Source organism: Pseudomonas sp. HR1 (genome assembly GCF_030175875.1).
In the GTDB taxonomy this organism is placed as follows: domain Bacteria; phylum Pseudomonadota; class Gammaproteobacteria; order Pseudomonadales; family Pseudomonadaceae; genus Chryseomonas; species Chryseomonas oryzihabitans.
The window spans coordinates 1-15,417 of the sequence record NZ_JASNRF010000008.1; the positions used below are offsets into that span (position 1 = coordinate 1).

At 66.1% G+C, this 15,417-nt stretch carries 9 protein-coding genes and 1 tRNA gene; 8 read left to right on the top strand and 2 right to left on the bottom strand.

Going from position 1 to position 15,417, the window contains the following annotated elements; translation table 11 throughout:
* Positions 1 to 79: 79 nt before the first annotated feature.
* Positions 80 to 155 (top strand) — tRNA-Gly (locus QKY98_RS21585).
* 91 nt (positions 156 to 246) lie between these two features.
* On the opposite strand, the gene QKY98_RS21590 is transcribed toward QKY98_RS21585, so the two are convergent.
* On the bottom strand, positions 247 to 1,242 hold the full coding sequence (locus QKY98_RS21590; RefSeq protein ID WP_027597712.1) for a sulfate ABC transporter substrate-binding protein: 996 nt from the start codon (positions 1,240 to 1,242) through the stop codon (positions 247 to 249).
* Positions 1,243 to 1,409: 167 nt separating this feature from the next.
* Between QKY98_RS21590 and smc the strand changes: the two genes are divergently transcribed.
* The 3 genes from smc to ligA all read left to right on the top strand — a co-directional run bounded on the left by smc (position 1,410) and on the right by ligA (position 8,501).
* Positions 1,410 to 4,895, top strand: a complete 3,486-nt coding sequence (smc, locus tag QKY98_RS21595) for a chromosome segregation protein SMC (RefSeq protein WP_169854270.1) — start codon at positions 1,410 to 1,412, stop codon at positions 4,893 to 4,895.
* 205 nt (positions 4,896 to 5,100) lie between these two features.
* The gene (zipA, locus tag QKY98_RS21600) at positions 5,101 to 6,000 is read left to right on the top strand and encodes a cell division protein ZipA (protein ID WP_007162238.1); all 900 of its coding nucleotides are present in this window, start codon (positions 5,101 to 5,103) and stop codon (positions 5,998 to 6,000) included.
* Positions 6,001 to 6,116: 116 nt separating this feature from the next.
* Positions 6,117 to 8,501, top strand: coding sequence for an NAD-dependent DNA ligase LigA (ligA, locus tag QKY98_RS21605; RefSeq protein ID WP_284671563.1), 2,385 nt, complete (start codon positions 6,117 to 6,119; stop codon positions 8,499 to 8,501).
* Between the two features lie 214 nt (positions 8,502 to 8,715).
* Here ligA and galE read toward each other — a convergent pair whose 3' ends face one another.
* Entirely contained in the window at positions 8,716 to 9,804 is a 1,089-nt protein-coding gene (gene galE, locus QKY98_RS21610) for a UDP-glucose 4-epimerase GalE (protein WP_284671564.1), read from the bottom strand.
* Between the two features lie 359 nt (positions 9,805 to 10,163).
* Here galE and QKY98_RS21615 point away from each other — a divergent pair, with 359 nt between their 5' ends.
* The 4 genes from QKY98_RS21615 to QKY98_RS21630 are packed head-to-tail and all read left to right on the top strand — an operon-like array spanning position 10,164 to position 15,404.
* Positions 10,164 to 11,342, top strand: coding sequence for a glycosyltransferase family 1 protein (locus tag QKY98_RS21615; RefSeq protein ID WP_284671565.1), 1,179 nt, complete (start codon positions 10,164 to 10,166; stop codon positions 11,340 to 11,342).
* Positions 11,333 to 12,511 (top strand): UDP-galactopyranose mutase, encoded by a 1,179-nt coding sequence (gene glf / locus QKY98_RS21620; RefSeq protein WP_284671566.1) that lies wholly within the window; start codon positions 11,333 to 11,335, stop codon positions 12,509 to 12,511. The genes QKY98_RS21615 and glf overlap by 10 nt, the downstream gene beginning before the upstream one ends.
* An 8-nt stretch (positions 12,512 to 12,519) precedes the next feature.
* Positions 12,520 to 13,641 (top strand): glycoside hydrolase family 1 protein, encoded by a 1,122-nt coding sequence (locus QKY98_RS21625; protein WP_284671621.1) that lies wholly within the window; start codon positions 12,520 to 12,522, stop codon positions 13,639 to 13,641.
* Positions 13,638 to 15,404 carry an ABC transporter ATP-binding protein gene (locus QKY98_RS21630; RefSeq protein ID WP_145154775.1) on the top strand — a complete coding sequence of 589 codons (1,767 nt, stop codon included), beginning with the start codon at positions 13,638 to 13,640 and terminating at the stop codon, positions 15,402 to 15,404. Before QKY98_RS21625 ends, QKY98_RS21630 begins: the two co-directional genes overlap by 4 nt.
* Positions 15,405 to 15,417: the final 13 nt, after the last annotated feature.

A 15,417-nucleotide genomic window follows, 5' to 3' on the forward strand; every position in this document is an offset into this window, starting at 1 on the left:
TCCCCTTCGTCTAGTGGCCTAGGACACCGCCCTTTCACGGCGGTAACAGGGGTTCGAGTCCCCTAGGGGACGCCACATTGCGGGAATAGCTCAGTTGGTAGAGCACGACCTTGCCAAGGTCGGGGTCGCGAGTTCGAGTCTCGTTTCCCGCTCCAAATAAACAAAGACACCGCCTCCGGGCGGTGTTTTTGTGTGCGCGTCATTCATGCCCGCCGGACGCCCGGCACCTGGCCGGGCGCGAGCCTGTCACTGGGGCGTATAGATCTGGTCGAAGACCCCGCCATCGGCGAAGTGGGTCTTCTGGATGCCGCTCCAGGGGCCGAATTCCTTCTGCGCATCGATCAGTTCCAGCTTGGGAAAGCGATCGGCGTACTGTGCCAGGATCTGGGCGTTGCGCGGGCGCAGGAAGTTATCCGCGGCGATCTTCTGGCCCTGGTCGGACCAGAGATACTTGAGGTATTCCTCGGCCTCGGCGCGGGTGCCCTTCTTGTCGACGACGCTGTCGACCACGCTCACCGGCGGCTCGGCCTGCACCGAGATGCTCGGATAGACCACCTCGAAGCCGCCGCGACCGAATTCCCGGGCGATCATCTCGGCTTCGTTCTCGAAGGTCACCAGGACATCGCCCTGCTGGTTCTTCATGAAGGTGGTGGTGGCGGCGCGACCGCCGGTGTCCAGGATGGGCACGTGCTTGAACAGGTCGGCGACGAAGGTGCGGGCCTTCTGCTCGTCCCCGCCCGGTTGACGCAGCGCATAGGTCCAGGCGGAGAGGTAGGTGTAGCGACCGTTCCCGGAGGTCTTGGGGTTGGGCACGATCACCTGGACGCCGTCCTTGAGCAGATCGGACCAGTCATGGATGCCCTTGGGGTTGCCCTGGCGGACGATGAGCACCGTGGCCGAGGTGAAGGGCGCGCTGCGATCGGGCAGGCGGGTTTCCCAGTCCTTGGGCACCAGGCCGCGATCGGCCAGGGCCTGGATGTCGGTAGCCTGGTTCATGGTGATGACGTCGGCCTGCAGGCCATCGATGACCGCACGCGCCTGCTTGCTGGAGCCGCCATGGGACATCTGGATCACTGGGGTGTCGCCGTGCTCGGCTTTCCAGTGCGCCTGGAAGGCCGGGTTGTAGTCCTTGTAGAAGTCGCGCATGACGTCGTAGGAGACGTTGAGCAGCGGCGGCGCGGCCAGGACCTTGGCGCTGGCCGCCAGGGCGGCGGCGAGCAGGGTGAAGCGAAGGATCTTCATGGGGGCATCCTGCGAGTGGGGGTGCAGGACTATAGCCTGTCGCCCCGGTGGCGTGCAGAACGCCTGGAAATAAGCTCATGCGCGGCAACGGCAGGCGGGCCGCCAATGGTAGACTTTCGCCCTTTCGCCTGCGGTTGGGCACGGCGCGGTGAACAAGGGCTCCTGATATGCGGTTGAGGTCGATCAAGCTGGCGGGATTCAAATCCTTCGTCGATCCGACGACGGTGAACTTCCCGAGCAACATGGCAGCGGTGGTCGGCCCCAACGGTTGCGGCAAGTCGAACATCATCGACGCCGTGCGCTGGGTGATGGGCGAGAGCTCGGCCAAGAATCTGCGCGGCGAGTCGATGACCGACGTCATCTTCAACGGCTCCAACAGCCGCAAGCCGGTGTCCCAGGCCTCCATCGAACTGATCTTCGACAACTCCGACCACACCCTGGTGGGCGAATACGCCAGCTATACGGAAATCTCCATCCGCCGGCGGGTGACCCGCGAAGGCCAGAACACCTATTTCCTCAACGGCACCAAGTGCCGCCGGCGCGACATCACCGACATCTTCCTCGGCACCGGCCTGGGGCCGCGCAGCTATTCGATCATCGAGCAGGGAATGATCTCCAAGCTGATCGAGGCGCGGCCCGAGGACCTGCGGCACTACATCGAGGAAGCCGCCGGCATCTCCAAGTACAAGGAGCGGCGGCGCGAGACCGAAAATCGCATTCGCCGCACCCAGGAGAATCTCGCCCGCCTGACCGACCTGCGCGAAGAGCTGGAGCGCCAGCTGGAACGGCTGCACCGCCAGGCGCAATCGGCCGAACGCTTCCAGGCGTTCAAGCAGGAGGAGCGGCAACTCAAGGCGCAATTGCAGGCGGTGCGCTGGCGCGAGCTGGATGGCCGTGTCGAGCAGCGCGAAAAGGTGATCCGCGACCAGGAAACCGCTCTCGAAGCCCTGACCGCCGAGCAGCGCCAGGCGGACGCCGGCATCGAGCGGCTGCGCGACGGTCATCATGAGCTGAGCGAAGCCTTCAACCTGGTGCAGGGGCGCTTCTACTCTCTGGGGGGTGACATCGCCCGCCTGGAGCAGACCATCCAGCACGGTCAGCAGCGTCAGCGCCAGTTGCAGGACGATCTGCGCGAAGCCGAACAGGCCCGCAGCGAAGCCGAGTCCCACCTGGAGCACGACCGGGTGCTGCTCGCCACCTTCGAAGAAGAGCTGGCGATGCTCGAACCGGAAGAAGAGGCGGCCCGGGAGCTGGGCGAGGAGGGCAGCGCCGCGCTGGAAGAGGCGGAGCTGGCGCTGGCGGATTGGCAGCAACGCTGGGAAGCGCTCAGCGCCGCGAGCGTCGAGCCGCAGCGGGAGGCCGATGTGCAGCAGGCGCGCATTCGCTCCCTGGAGCAGAGCCTGGAGCGCGGCATGGAGCGGCAGCGCCGGCTGCGCGACGAGCGCACCCTGCTGGGCGAGGATGGTCCCTCCGAGCGGCTGGTCATGCTGGAAGAGCAGATCGCCGAAGACGAATTGCTGCTGGAAGGCCTGGCCGAGCAGGAATTGCAGGTCGCCGAGGGCTTGCAGCGACTGCGGGAAGAATTGCTGGGACTGGCCAATGAGCAGAGTCAGCGTCAGGGCGAATTGCAGCGGCTGGAAGGCCGCATCGCCTCGCTGGAGGCCTTGCAGCAGGCGGCGCTGGCCCCCGATACCGGCGCGGCTCAGTGGCTCGAAGCCGAGGGGCTCGCCGCGGCGCCGCAGCTGGCGGACGAGGTCCAGGTCACTCCCGGCTGGGAGCTGGCGGTGGAAACCGTCCTCGGCAGCGACCTGCAGGCGGTTTGTCTGGATGATCTGGAGGCCCTGCGTCTCGACAGCTTCGCCAGTGGCGCCCTGAATCTGGCACTGCCCGGCGCGGTGCCGGTCGCCGCGGGCAGCCTGCTCGAGCAGGTGCAGGCCCCGCGCGACCTGTCACCCTGGCTGGGTCAGGTGCTGATCGCCCACAGCTACGACGAAGCCCTGGCGCGCCGGGCGGCCCTCGCACCGGGTCAGAGTCTCATCACCCCGGAAGGCTACTGGCTTTCCCGGCACTTCTTGCGCGTGCGCCGCGCCCAGGCGGCCGAGGGCAGTGTGCTGGCGCGTGGGCGTGAGCTGGAGGAATTGCAGGCACGCCGCCTGGAACTCGGCGAGGCGCTCGCCATGCAGGAAGAGCGACTGGAGGACCGTCGCGCTGCCCAGCAGCGGTTGGAAAGCGAACGCGAAGAGGCGCGGCGGCGCCAGCAGCAGGAGCAGCTGCGCCTGGCCGAATCCCGCGCCCAGCTGTCCGCGCAGCAGGCGCGGGCCGAGCAGTTGAGCATTCGTCGCCGGCAGCTGGAGGCGGAGCTCAGGGATGTCGAGCAGCAGGTGGCGCGTGAGCAGGAAGAGTTGGGTGAATGCCGGTTGCGGCTGCAGGACGCTCTCGATGCCATGGCGGTGGATACCGAGCAGCGCGCGCAGCTGCAGGAGCAGCGCGACCGGCATCGCCAGGCGGTGGATTCGGCGCGGCAGCGTCAGCGCCAGGCCCAGGAACAACTCCATCAGCTGACGGTGCGGCTGACCACCCTGAGAGCCCAGCGCCAGTCGACCCTCCAGGCCCTGGAACGACTGGAATTGCAGACGGCGCGGCTCGGCGAGCGCTGCGAGCAGCTCTCGCTCAACCTGGAAGAGGGCGGCGAGCCCCTCGATGAGGTGCGGCTGCGTCTGGAGGAGTTGCTGGAGCGGCGCCTGCAGGTGGACGAGGAGATGCGCACGGCGCGCCTGGCCCTGGAAGACGCCGATCGGGAATTGCGCGATTTCGAGCGGCGGCGTCTGCAGGCGGAGCAGCAGGGGACCCTGCTGCGCGGCCAGTTGGAGCAGCATCGCCTGGAATGGCAGGGGCTGGCGACGCGGCGCAGCGGCTTCGCCGAGCAGCTGGCGGCCGATGGCTACGACCTGCCGACGGTGATCGCGACCCTGCCCGCCGAGGCCAGCGAAGTCGCCTGGGAAGAGCAGCTGGAAGCGGTCGCGGCGCGGATCGCGCGACTCGGACCGATCAACCTGGCGGCCATCGACGAATATCAGCAGCAGGCCGAGCGCAAGACCTATCTGGATGCCCAGAACGCCGATCTAGTGGAGGCGCTGGAGACGCTGGAAAGCGTCATCCGCAAGATCGATCGGGAAACCCGCAATCGCTTCAAGGACACCTTCGACCAGATCAATCACGGCCTGCAGGCGCTGTTCCCAAAAGTTTTCGGTGGCGGCAGCGCCTACCTGGAACTTACTGGGGAAGATTTACTCGATACCGGGGTTGCGATCATGGCGCGCCCGCCGGGCAAGAAGAACAGCACCATCCATTTGCTGTCGGGTGGCGAAAAGGCCCTGACGGCACTGGCGCTGGTATTTGCCATCTTCCAGTTGAATCCGGCGCCGTTCTGCATGCTCGATGAAGTGGATGCTCCTCTCGATGACGCCAACGTCGGCCGTTATGCCCGCCTGGTCAAGAGCATGTCGGAGAAGGTGCAATTCATTTACATCACGCACAACAAAATCGCCATGGAGATGGCCGATCAGTTGCTGGGTGTGACCATGCACGAACCGGGCTGTTCGCGGCTGGTGGCGGTGGATGTGGAAGAGGCCGTGGCCATGGTCGATGCCTAGTACCCCACAGCCTCGTGGCTTGGCGGTGTAAAGTTGGCAGCAGTCGTGCTAGCTTATGGCCGCGCTAGCGGTAAGTGGAAAAAGCTAAGAAGAACACTGACTTGGCGTAGGTTTCGGAGGTTTTGGAAAGACCTCGCAAGCGTCGACTTTCCAAAGTTTCCCGACGGCTGTCGGTCCATTATTTTCACAGGGGTATGTCTTTTTCATGGATATGGGTCTGCGCGAGTGGCTGATCATCATCGGCGTCATCGTCATCGCCGGTATTCTGTTCGATGGTTGGCGTCGCATGAGCGGCAAGGGCAAGCTCAAGTTCAAGCTTGACCAGTCGCTGAGCAATCATCCGGATCACGAGGACGAGGATCCGGAAATCGTCGGTCCGACGCGGGTGGTAGAGCCCAAGGAGCCGTCGCTGGACGATCCGGGCGAGCCGACACCGCCACGCTCCACCCAGCGCAAGCGTCGCGAAGAACGGCGTGAAGAACCCAGTGCCGACAGCTTTGATCTGTCCGCGGGCGATGAAGGTCTGGCGGGCCTGGCCGTCGATTCCGACGAGGTGGCAACGCGGGGTCGCGACAAGCCGCGCAAGGAAAAGCCGCTGAGCAGCAAGGCGCCCGAGCGCGAGCCCGTCAGCGAGCCCGTCGGCAGCGGCAGCAGTCAGGCCGCCATGGCGCCGGTGGACGAGGTGCTGGTGATCAATGTCATCTCCCGCGACGAAAAGGGCTTCTCCGGTCCGGCACTGCTGCAGAACATCCTCGAAAGCGGGCTGCGATTCGGCGACATGGACATCTTCCATCGCCACGAGAGCATGTCGGGCAATGGCGAGGTGCTGTTCTCCATGGCCAACGCCGTGCGTCCGGGCACCTTCGACCTGGATGCCATCGACGACTTCCACACCCCGGCGGTGAGCTTCTTCCTGGGTCTGCCCGGTCCGCGTCATCCCAAGCAGGCCTTCGACCTCATGGTCGCCGCGGCGCGCAAGCTGTCCTCGGAGCTCAATGGCGAGCTGAAGGACGAGCAGCGCAGCGTGATGACCGCCCAGACCATCGAACACTACCGCCAGCGCATCGTCGACTTCGAACGCAAGAGTCTGATGCTCAAGCGTTGATCGCGCCGGAGCGAACCAAGAGCAGCCTCGGCTGCTCTTTTTGTTTGTAAGTTTTGCCGCGGCGCCGCTGGTGCCGTCAGGGCCACCCCCTGGGGTGGCGACAGTGAGAGACCGCCATGACCGACGCCCAAGATGCTGTCACCCGCATCGCCGCCCTGCGCAGCGAGATCGACGCCCACAACTACCGCTACTATGTGCTGGACGAGCCGAGCGTGCCCGATGTCGAGTACGACCGGCTGTTCGGCGAACTCAAGACGCTGGAGGCCGACCATCCCGAACTGGTGACGCCCGACTCGCCCACCCAGAGGGTCAGCGGCTCGGCCCTGGCCGCCTTTGGCACCATCCGCCACGAGGTGCCCATGCTCAGCCTGGGCAATGCCTTCGCCGACGAGAATCTGCAGGACTTCGACCGCAGCGTCGGCAAACGCCTGCGCGAGGAGTTCGGCGAGACCGACTTCGCCGGGCCGGACTCCGGTGTCGAGTACACCTGCGAGCCCAAGCTCGATGGCCTGGCGGTCAGCCTGCTGTACGAGGCAGGGGTGCTGACCCGCGGCGCCACCCGCGGCGACGGCACCACCGGGGAGGACATCACCGCCAATGTGCGCACCATCCGCAACATCCCGCTGCGCCTGCAGGGCGAGGGCTGGCCGACGGTGCTGGAGGTGCGCGGCGAGGTGTTCATGTCCCGCGCCGGCTTCGAGGCGCTCAATGCCCGGGCCATTGAGAGCGGCGGCAAGACCTTCGCCAATCCGCGCAACGCCGCGGCTGGCAGCCTGCGTCAGCTGGATTCGCGGATCACCGCCCAGCGGCCGCTGGAGTTCTGCTGCTACGGTTTCGGGCGGGTCGAGGGCGGGACACTGCCGGAGACCCAGTACGACATCCTGCAGCGGCTGCGTGAGTGGGGCATTCCCATCAGCCGCGAGTTGCGCAGGGTGCAGGGCGCGGAAGGCTGCCGCGCCTACTATCAGGACATCGGCCAGCGCCGCGATACCCTGGCCTACGAGATCGACGGCGTGGTCTACAAGGTCAACCGCCTGGACTGGCAGGGCGAGCTGGGTTTCCGCGCCCGCGAGCCGCGCTGGGCCCTGGCGCACAAGTTTCCGGCGCGCGAAGAGCTGACCGAATTGCTCAACGTCGAATTCCAGGTGGGGCGCACCGGTGCCATCACCCCGGTAGCCCGCCTCAAGCCGGTACAGGTGGCCGGCGTCACCGTGACCAATGCCACCCTGCACAACATGGACGAGATCGCCCGGCTGGGCGTGATGATCGGCGACAGCGTCATCGTGCGTCGCGCCGGGGACGTCATTCCGCAGATCATGCAGGTGGTGCCGGAACGGCGGCCGGCGAATGCGCGCCCGGTGGAGATCCCCACCCACTGTCCGGTGTGCGGGTCGGCGGTGGAGCGTACCCAGCTGATCAAGCGCGGCAAGGGCAAGGAGTCGGTGAGCGAGGGCGCGGTCTATCGCTGCGTCGGCCGGCTGGCCTGCCAGGCGCAACTCAAGCAGGCGATCATCCATTTCGCCTCGCGGCGGGCCATGGACATCGACGGCCTGGGCGATCGTATCGTCGAGCAACTGGTGGATCGCGCGCTGGTGAAGTCGCCGGCGGATCTCTACACCCTGACCTACGAGCAGGTGGTCGAGCTGGAAGGCTTCGCCGAGGTGTCCAGTCGCAATCTGCTGGCCGCCATCGAGGCCAGCCGCCGGCCAGCGCTGGCGCGCTTCATCTTCGCCCTGGGCATCCCCGAGGTGGGGGAGGAGACCGCCAAGCGCCTGGCACGCGCCCTGGGCAGTCTGCAGCGAATCCGCGAGGCCCTGCCGGAGGTGCTGGTCTATCTGCCGGACATCGGGCCCGAGGTGGCCTTCGAGATTCACAACTTCTTCCAGTCCGCGCACAACCGCGACGTGCTGGAGGCGCTGCTGGCCAACGGCATCGAGCTGGCCGACGAGGGGGAGGTGCATGCCGAATTTTCCGGCTACGCGGCCTTTGCCGATTTCCTCGACCAGTTGCACATTCCCTACCTGGGCAAGACCGGGGCCAAGACCCTGGCCGCGGCCTTTCCCAGCCTGGCGGCCCTGATCGAAGGCTCGCAGGACTGGCTGACCTTCAAGACCCTGTCCGGCCTCAACGAGCGAGCCAAGCAGGGGCTGCGCGAGTACTTCGCCGAGGCGGACCACGTTGCCCAGGCGCTGGCCATCGAGGCGCAGCTCAAGGCCTTCGGCATGCATTGGGAAAGTACCCGGCAGGCGGTGCAGGGTTTGCCGTTCGCCGGCCAGACCTGGGTGCTTACCGGAACCCTGGAGGCCATGAGTCGCGACGAGGCCAAGGAGCGCCTGGAAGCCCTGGGCGCCAAGGTGTCGGGGTCGGTGTCGGCCAAGACCGCCGTGGTGGTCGCAGGGCCAGGGGCGGGTTCCAAGCTGACCAAGGCGAACGAACTGGGGGTCAAGGTGCTGGACGAGGATGCCTTCCTGCAGATCCTCGAGGCGCAAGGCGTCCGCTAGCGCCAGGGATCAGGCCCGCAAGGGTCTGATCTTCACTCCTTCTGCCAATAACTGCAGGCGTTGTTGGTTATAACGAAGCGGTAATAAAGACGTACCCATAGTTGTCGCTTCGTTTAAAAACTGCTTCAAGGCAGTGCCAAGGCAATAACTGAAAAAATAAGGCTTCGTTTGGTTTAAGCGAAGCCTTATTTATCGGCCATAATAATTTCCAGGTTCAAGCGGAACGCGTGGCGGGTTCGCTCGCACGTTGTTCTTTTTCGAGAACTTCTTCCACGGCGATAGCCGCCTTGGCCGTCTGGCGATAGCCATGGGGATTGAGCGACTGCCAGCGCCAGGCATCTTCCAGCATGGTGGCAAGGCTGCGTTCGGCGCGCCAACCCAGTTCCTGCCAAGCCTTTTCCGGATCGGCCCAGCACTGGGCCACGTCCCCCGCGCGTCGCGGGGCGAAGTGACAGGGGATGTCGCGGCCCAGTTGCTGTTCCAGGGTCGCCACCACCTCCTTGACCGAATGTCCGCGTCCGGTGCCCAGGTTCCAAGTCGAAACCCCGGAGCGCTCGGCCAGGGCGTTCAGCGCCGCCAGATGACCGCGGGCCAGGTCCTGGACATGGATGTAGTCGCGCACGCCGGTGCCATCGGGTGTCGGGTAGTTGTCGCCGTAGACATCCAGCCAGGGCCGACGACCATTGGCCACCTGCAGCAGATAGGGCACCAGGTTGTTGGGCGTGCCCTGGGGGTCTTCGCCGATCAGGCCGGAGGGATGGGCGCCGATGGGATTGAAGTAGCGCAGCACGGCGATGGACCAGCGCGGATCGGCCCCGGCCAGCCCGCGCAGCACCTGCTCGGCCATGAGTTTCGACTGGCCATAGGGGTTGGTCGGCTCGGCAGTCGGGCAGCTTTCGCTGATGGGTGGAATGCAGTGACCGTAGACGGTGGCGGAAGAGCTGAAGACCAGCTGGTGCACCCCGGCGGCGGCCATGGCCTGGCAGAGCACCAGGGTGCCGCCGACGTTGTTGTCGAAATAGCGCAGGGGATGCTGCACGCTCTCGCCGACCGCCTTGAGTCCGGCGAAATGCAGGACCCCGGTGATCGGCAGCTCTAGAAACAGCCGATCCAGGAGGGCGCGATCCCGGACGTCCCCGCGCACGAAGACAGGCGCCCGCCCGGCGAGCGTGGTAAGGCGCTGCACGGCCTCCACCCGGCTGTTGACCAGGTTGTCCAGTATCACCACTTCGTGGCCCGCACGGAGCAGCTCCAGCGTCGTATGAGAACCTATGTAGCCTGCGCCGCCCGTGATCATCAACATGCAACCGTCCTCACCAAGCCTGTAGCCATTAATTCGAAATAACTGTTTCGTGCAGACTCGAGTGCAATTAACGCTTCGCTTTAATTATTTTCGAGCGAGGCGTTAGTTATGCCAATTCATCGAGCAGACGTTGTTCTGAAGTTGAATGAGGATATTGGTTCTAGCGAAGCGGAAGTTCATCGATAAAGTTATGAACCCTTGCCAATTGGATAAGTCGATAACGTTGCTCGATATCGCGCAGTCAGACTGCCGATACCTTCGGGACGGTCTCTGGACGTTTTGCAAGTTGCCAAGGCGCCGGCCGAGGCGCGGCTGTTGTGCCGCCTTCGGCCAGGCGTTCGATCTCACAGGAGCACACCATGAGTTGGGCCGGCCCCCATACCGAAACGATCGGCAAGACCAAACAGCCCGCGCGCGTTGCGGAGCGCCCCCTGGATCCCGCCAGGCCGCTGCTGCTATGCCTGGCCCATTTGCGCTGGAGCTTCGTCTACCAGCGTCCGCAGCACGAGATGGTGCGCTTCGCCGAGCACTACAACGTGCTCTATTGCGAAGAGCCCCTGGATGCCACGGATGGCCGGTCGCACCTCGAGATGCGGGTGGAAGAGAACGGCGTGCGGGTACTGGTGCCTCATCTGCCTCGCTGCCTGTCCGCGGAAGCCCGAGCCTGCGCCCAGCAGGAACTGCTGCAGACCTATCTGCAGGAGGTGCGGCAACCGGTGGCGGTGGCCTGGTATTTCACGCCCATGGCGCTGGACTATGCCGGCGAGATCCCGGCGCAGACCCTGGTCTACGACTGCATGGACGAACTCTCGGCCTTTCGCGGCGCGCCCCCGGCCCTGCTGCAGCGGGAGCGGGAATTGCTGCAGCGCGCCGACCTGGTGTTTACCGGGGGCTACAGCCTCTACGAGGCCAAGCGTGACCGCCATCCGCGGGTCTTTCCCTTTCCCAGCAGCGTGGACGTGGCGCACTTCGGTCAGGCTCGCGCGGCCCTGCCGGAGCCTGCAGACCAGGCCGGTCTGGCGCGGCCGCGGCTGGGCTTCTATGGCGTGATCGACGAGCGCCTGGATCTCGACCTGCTGGCCGCGGTGGCGCGGCTGCGTCCCCAGTGGCAGTGGGTGATCCTGGGCCCGGTGGTCAAGATCGATCCAGCCAGCCTGCCGCAGCTGCCCAATCTGCATTACCTGGGCGGCAAGACCTATGACGAGTTGCCGGCTTATCTGGCGGGCTGGGACGTGGCCCTGATGCCCTTTGCCCTCAACGAGGCGACGCGTTTCATCAGCCCCACCAAGACGCCCGAATACCTGGCCGGCGGCTGTCCGGTGGTGTCGACGCCCATCACCGATGTGGTGCGCACCTACGGCGACAGCGGCGTGGTCTGGATCGCCGAAGGCGCCGAGGCCTTCGTCGCTGCCTGCGAGGCGGCCCTGGCCAGTCAAGATCAGCGCGAAGCCTTTCTGGCGCGCGCCGATGCCCTGCTGACCGGGATGTCCTGGGACAGCACCTGTGACCTGATGCGGGAGAAGATCCAATGGCGGTAACGGCGCTTGAGCGTTTCGACTATCTGATCGTGGGGGCCGGTTTCGCCGGCAGCGTGCTGGCGGAACGGTTGGCCGCGGGGCTGGGCAAGCGCGTGCTGGTGGTGGATCGGCGCCCGCACATCGGCGGCAATGCCTTTGATCACTATGACGATGCCGGGGTGCTGGTGCACTGCTATGGTCCGCACATCTTCCACACCAATTCCCAGCGCATCGTCGACTACCTGTCGCGCTTCACCGAGTGGCGGCCCTACGAGCACCGGGTCCTGGCCGACGTCGCGGGTCAGCAGGTGCCCATCCCGATCAACCTGACCACCCTCAATCGCCTCTATGGCCTGGAGCTGGACGAGCAGGGCGCCGAAGCCTTTCTCGCCGCCCGCGCCGAGCCGGTCGAAGACATCCGCACCTCCGAGGACGTGGTGATCAACCAGGTCGGGCGCGAACTCTACGAGACCTTCTTTCGCGGCTATACCCGCAAGCAGTGGGGACTGGATCCGTCGCAACTGGACCGCTCGGTGACGGCGCGGGTGCCGACCCGGACCACCACCGACGATCGCTACTTCGGCGACACCTTCCAGCAGATGCCCCTGCATGGCTTCACCCGGATGTTCGAACGGATGCTGGATCACCCCAACATCAAGGTGATGGTCAACACCGACTACCGCGAGATCCGCGAACTGATCCCCCATGAGCACCTGGTCTACAGCGGACCCATCGACGAATTCTTCGACTATCGCTTCGGTCGCCTGCCGTATCGTTCCCTGACCTTCAAGCACGAGACGCGCGATACGCCGCGCTTCCAGCCAGTGGCGGTAGTCAACTATCCCAGCGAAGCGGTGCCCTACACCCGCATCACCGAGTACAAGCACCTCACCGGCCAGACCCACGAGCGCACCAGCCTGACCTACGAATATCCCAGCGCGGAGGGAGAGCCCTATTATCCGATTCCACGCTCGGAAAACGCCGAGCTGTACCGGCGCTACCAGCACCTGGCCGAGGCGACACCCAAGGTCATCTTCATCGGCCGTCTGGGGACCTATCGCTACTACAACATGGACCAGGTGGTGGGCCAGGCGCTGGCCGCCTACAAGCGCATCGAGGAGGCGGAGCTCGGGCCGGCGGCGGGGGAGAGCGCCGAACACCACGAAAGCCTGGCAAGGCAGGCCCCATGAGAGACGTGATAGCCGAAGGCTCGCCCTTCCAGAGTTTCTTCATGGCCGGCTTCGAATGCTCCAGCCACAGACGCGCCGATGGCCGACGCCTGGATCTGCTCACCAGCACCGGCCATGACCGCTGGGCCGCGGAAGACTATGGCGCGGTGGCCGCCCAGGGCCTGCGCACCGTGCGCGATGGCGTCCGCTGGCACCGGGTGGAGGCCCAGGCCGGGCACCATGACTGGTCGAGTGTCCTGCCGCAGGTGCGAGTCGCGCGGGCGGCCGGCGTCCAGGTGATCTGGGACCTCTGCCACTATGGCTGGCCCGATCACCTGGATATCTGGCGGCCGGCCTTCGTCGATGCCTTCGCCCGTTATGCCGCCGCCTTTGCCCGGCTGTTGCGGGAGGAGGGCGAGACCCGTCCGTGCCTGGCGCCGATCAACGAGATCTCCTACTGGGCCTGGGCTGGCGGCGATCAGGGTCTGTTCAATCCCGGCGCTCGCGGCCGCGGTCAGGAGCTCAAGCATCAACTGGTGCGCGCCAGCATCGCCGCCATCGAGGCGATTCGGGCCGAGTTGCCCGCGGCGCGCTTCCTGGCCATCGATCCGCTGATTCATGTGGTCGCGCGCCGCCCCGAACAGCGCGAGGCCGCGGAGGCCTATCGCCAGGCCCAGTTCGAGGCCTGGGACCTGCTCAGCGGGCGCCAGTGGCCAGGGCTGGGCGGGCGCCCCGATTACCTGGACATCCTGGGTCTGAACTACTACTCCGACAACCAGTGGTATCTGGACGGCGGTACCCTGGCGGCGGAGGATCCGGCCTATCGACCCTTGCAGGGCATGCTGGCCGAAGTCCACCAGCGCTATGGCCGGCCGTTGCTGATCGCCGAGACGGGGGCCGAAGGCCCGGCGCGCGCCGCCTGGCTGGAACACGTGGCCGATCAGGTCGGGCGGGCGCTGCGCCAGGGCGTGCCGGTGCAGGGCATCTGCCTGTATCCGGTACTCGACTATCCCGGCTGGGACGATGACCGCCTCTGTCCCACGGGGCTGTTCGGCGTGGCCGACGAGGCAGGGCGCCGGGCGCTGCACGAGCCTCTGGCCGAGGTCCTGCAGCGCCAACGCCAGCTCTGGGCCGGCGGAGAGGGGCGATGAGCGCAGCTCGGCGGCGCGAGCGGCGGCGCGCCGAATGGCCCCTGCCGGAACGGGTCGGCGCCTTTCTCTGGCGCTATGTCCGCCTGCGACCCTGGCACTTCGGCGGCCTGCTGTTGCTGGTGGTCGGCGCGGCGACCTGTGCGGTGGCAGTGCAATACGGCATGAAGCTGCTGGTCGATGCCATGGCCGATCCGGCACGCCGGGCGGCGGTGTGGGGGCCGTTCTGGCTGTTCATCTCGCTGATCGTGCTGGAGAACCTGTTCTGGCGTAGCGGTGGCTGGCTGGGTTGCCGCACGGTGGTGGCCAGCTGCGCCGATCTGCGCGTCGATCTGTTCCGCTATCTCACCGGCCATCCGATGCACTACTTCTCCCAGCATTTCGCCGGGGCCCTGGGCAATCGCATCTCCGCCACCGGAGCGGCCGCGGGGGCCATCTACGGCGGCCTGGCCTGGAAGATCATGCCGCCCTGCGTCGACTTCATCGGCGCGGTGGTGGTGCTCTGCACCGTGGACCTGCGCATGGCCGGGGCGCTGGTGGCCTTCGTGCTGATCGTGGCGCTGGTGATCACCGCCTTCGGCATTCGCGGGCGGGCGCGGCACCAGCGCTTCGCCGCTCAGTCGGCCCATGTCGGCGGCGAGCTGGTGGACCTGGTGCAGAACGTCTGGACCATCAAGGCCTTTTCCGCCCGAGAGCGCGAGGTGCAGCGACTGGCCCAGGCCATCGGCGTAGAGGCGCGTGCCCAGCGCAGCAGCTGGATGCATCTGGAGCAGGCCCGGGTACTCCACGACACCTGCCTGTCGCTGATGGCCGGCGGCATGCTGGCCTGGGCCATCGCACTGTGGAGCCGCGGCAGCATCACCGCCGGCGACGTGGTCATGGTCAGTGCCCTGACCTTTCGCATCCTGCACGGCTCCCGTGACCTGGCCCTGGCGCTGGTGGACACCACTCAGCAACTGGGCGCCATCGGCGAGACCCTGCGCATCCTTATCCAGCCCCACGGCCAGAGCGACGTCGAACGGCCCCTGACCCAGGCGCGCGGCGCCCTGAGCTTTACCGGCGTGCACTATCGCTATCCCGATGGTCGGCAGGTGTTCCAGGGGTTCGATCTGGAGGTGCCGGCCGGCCAGAAGATCGGGCTGGTGGGGCCGTCGGGCGCCGGCAAATCGACCCTGATCGGCCTGTTGCAGCGCCTCGACGATATCCAGCGGGGGAGGATCTGCATCGATGGCGAGGACATTCGCACGGTCAGTCAGGACAGCCTGCGCCAGCGCATCGCCGTGGTGCCCCAGGAGACCGCGCTGTTCAATCGCAGCATTCGCGAGAACATCCGCTATGGCCGGCCGGAAGCCAGCGACGCCGAGGTGGAGGCAGCGGCCCGTCACGCCTATTGCGACGACTTCATCCGCGAGTTGCCGCAGGGCTACGACACCCCGGTGGGCGAGCGCGGCGTGCTGCTTTCCGGTGGTCAGCGCCAGCGTCTGGGCATCGCCCGGGCCTTTCTCAAGGATGCGCCCATTCTCATCCTCGACGAAGCCACCTCGGCGCTGGACAGCCACTCCGAGACGGTCATCCAGCGGGCCCTGCTGGAGTTGATGGAAGGCCGCACCGTGGTGGCGGTGGCCCATCGGCTCTCCACCCTGACCGGCTTCGACCGCATCCTGGTGCTGGAGCAGGGCGTCATCGTCGAGGACGGCCCTCCGCAGCGGCTGCGCGAGGGGGAGGGCAGTTTCGCTGCGCTCTGGGACCTGCAGGCAGCACCCTAGCGAACCTAAGTCC

Coding starts and splice junctions, on each gene's coding strand:
- QKY98_RS21590 (WP_027597712.1), bottom strand. CDS start 1,242: ATGAAGATCCTTCGCTTCACCCTGCTCGCCGCCGCCCTGGCGGCCAGC.
- smc (WP_169854270.1), top strand. CDS start 1,410: ATGCGGTTGAGGTCGATCAAGCTGGCGGGATTCAAATCCTTCGTCGAT.
- zipA (WP_007162238.1), top strand. CDS start 5,101: ATGGATATGGGTCTGCGCGAGTGGCTGATCATCATCGGCGTCATCGTC.
- ligA (WP_284671563.1), top strand. CDS start 6,117: ATGACCGACGCCCAAGATGCTGTCACCCGCATCGCCGCCCTGCGCAGC.
- galE (WP_284671564.1), bottom strand. CDS start 9,804: ATGTTGATGATCACGGGCGGCGCAGGCTACATAGGTTCTCATACGACG.
- QKY98_RS21615 (WP_284671565.1), top strand. CDS start 10,164: ATGAGTTGGGCCGGCCCCCATACCGAAACGATCGGCAAGACCAAACAG.
- glf (WP_284671566.1), top strand. CDS start 11,333: ATGGCGGTAACGGCGCTTGAGCGTTTCGACTATCTGATCGTGGGGGCC.
- QKY98_RS21630 (WP_145154775.1), top strand. CDS start 13,638: ATGAGCGCAGCTCGGCGGCGCGAGCGGCGGCGCGCCGAATGGCCCCTG.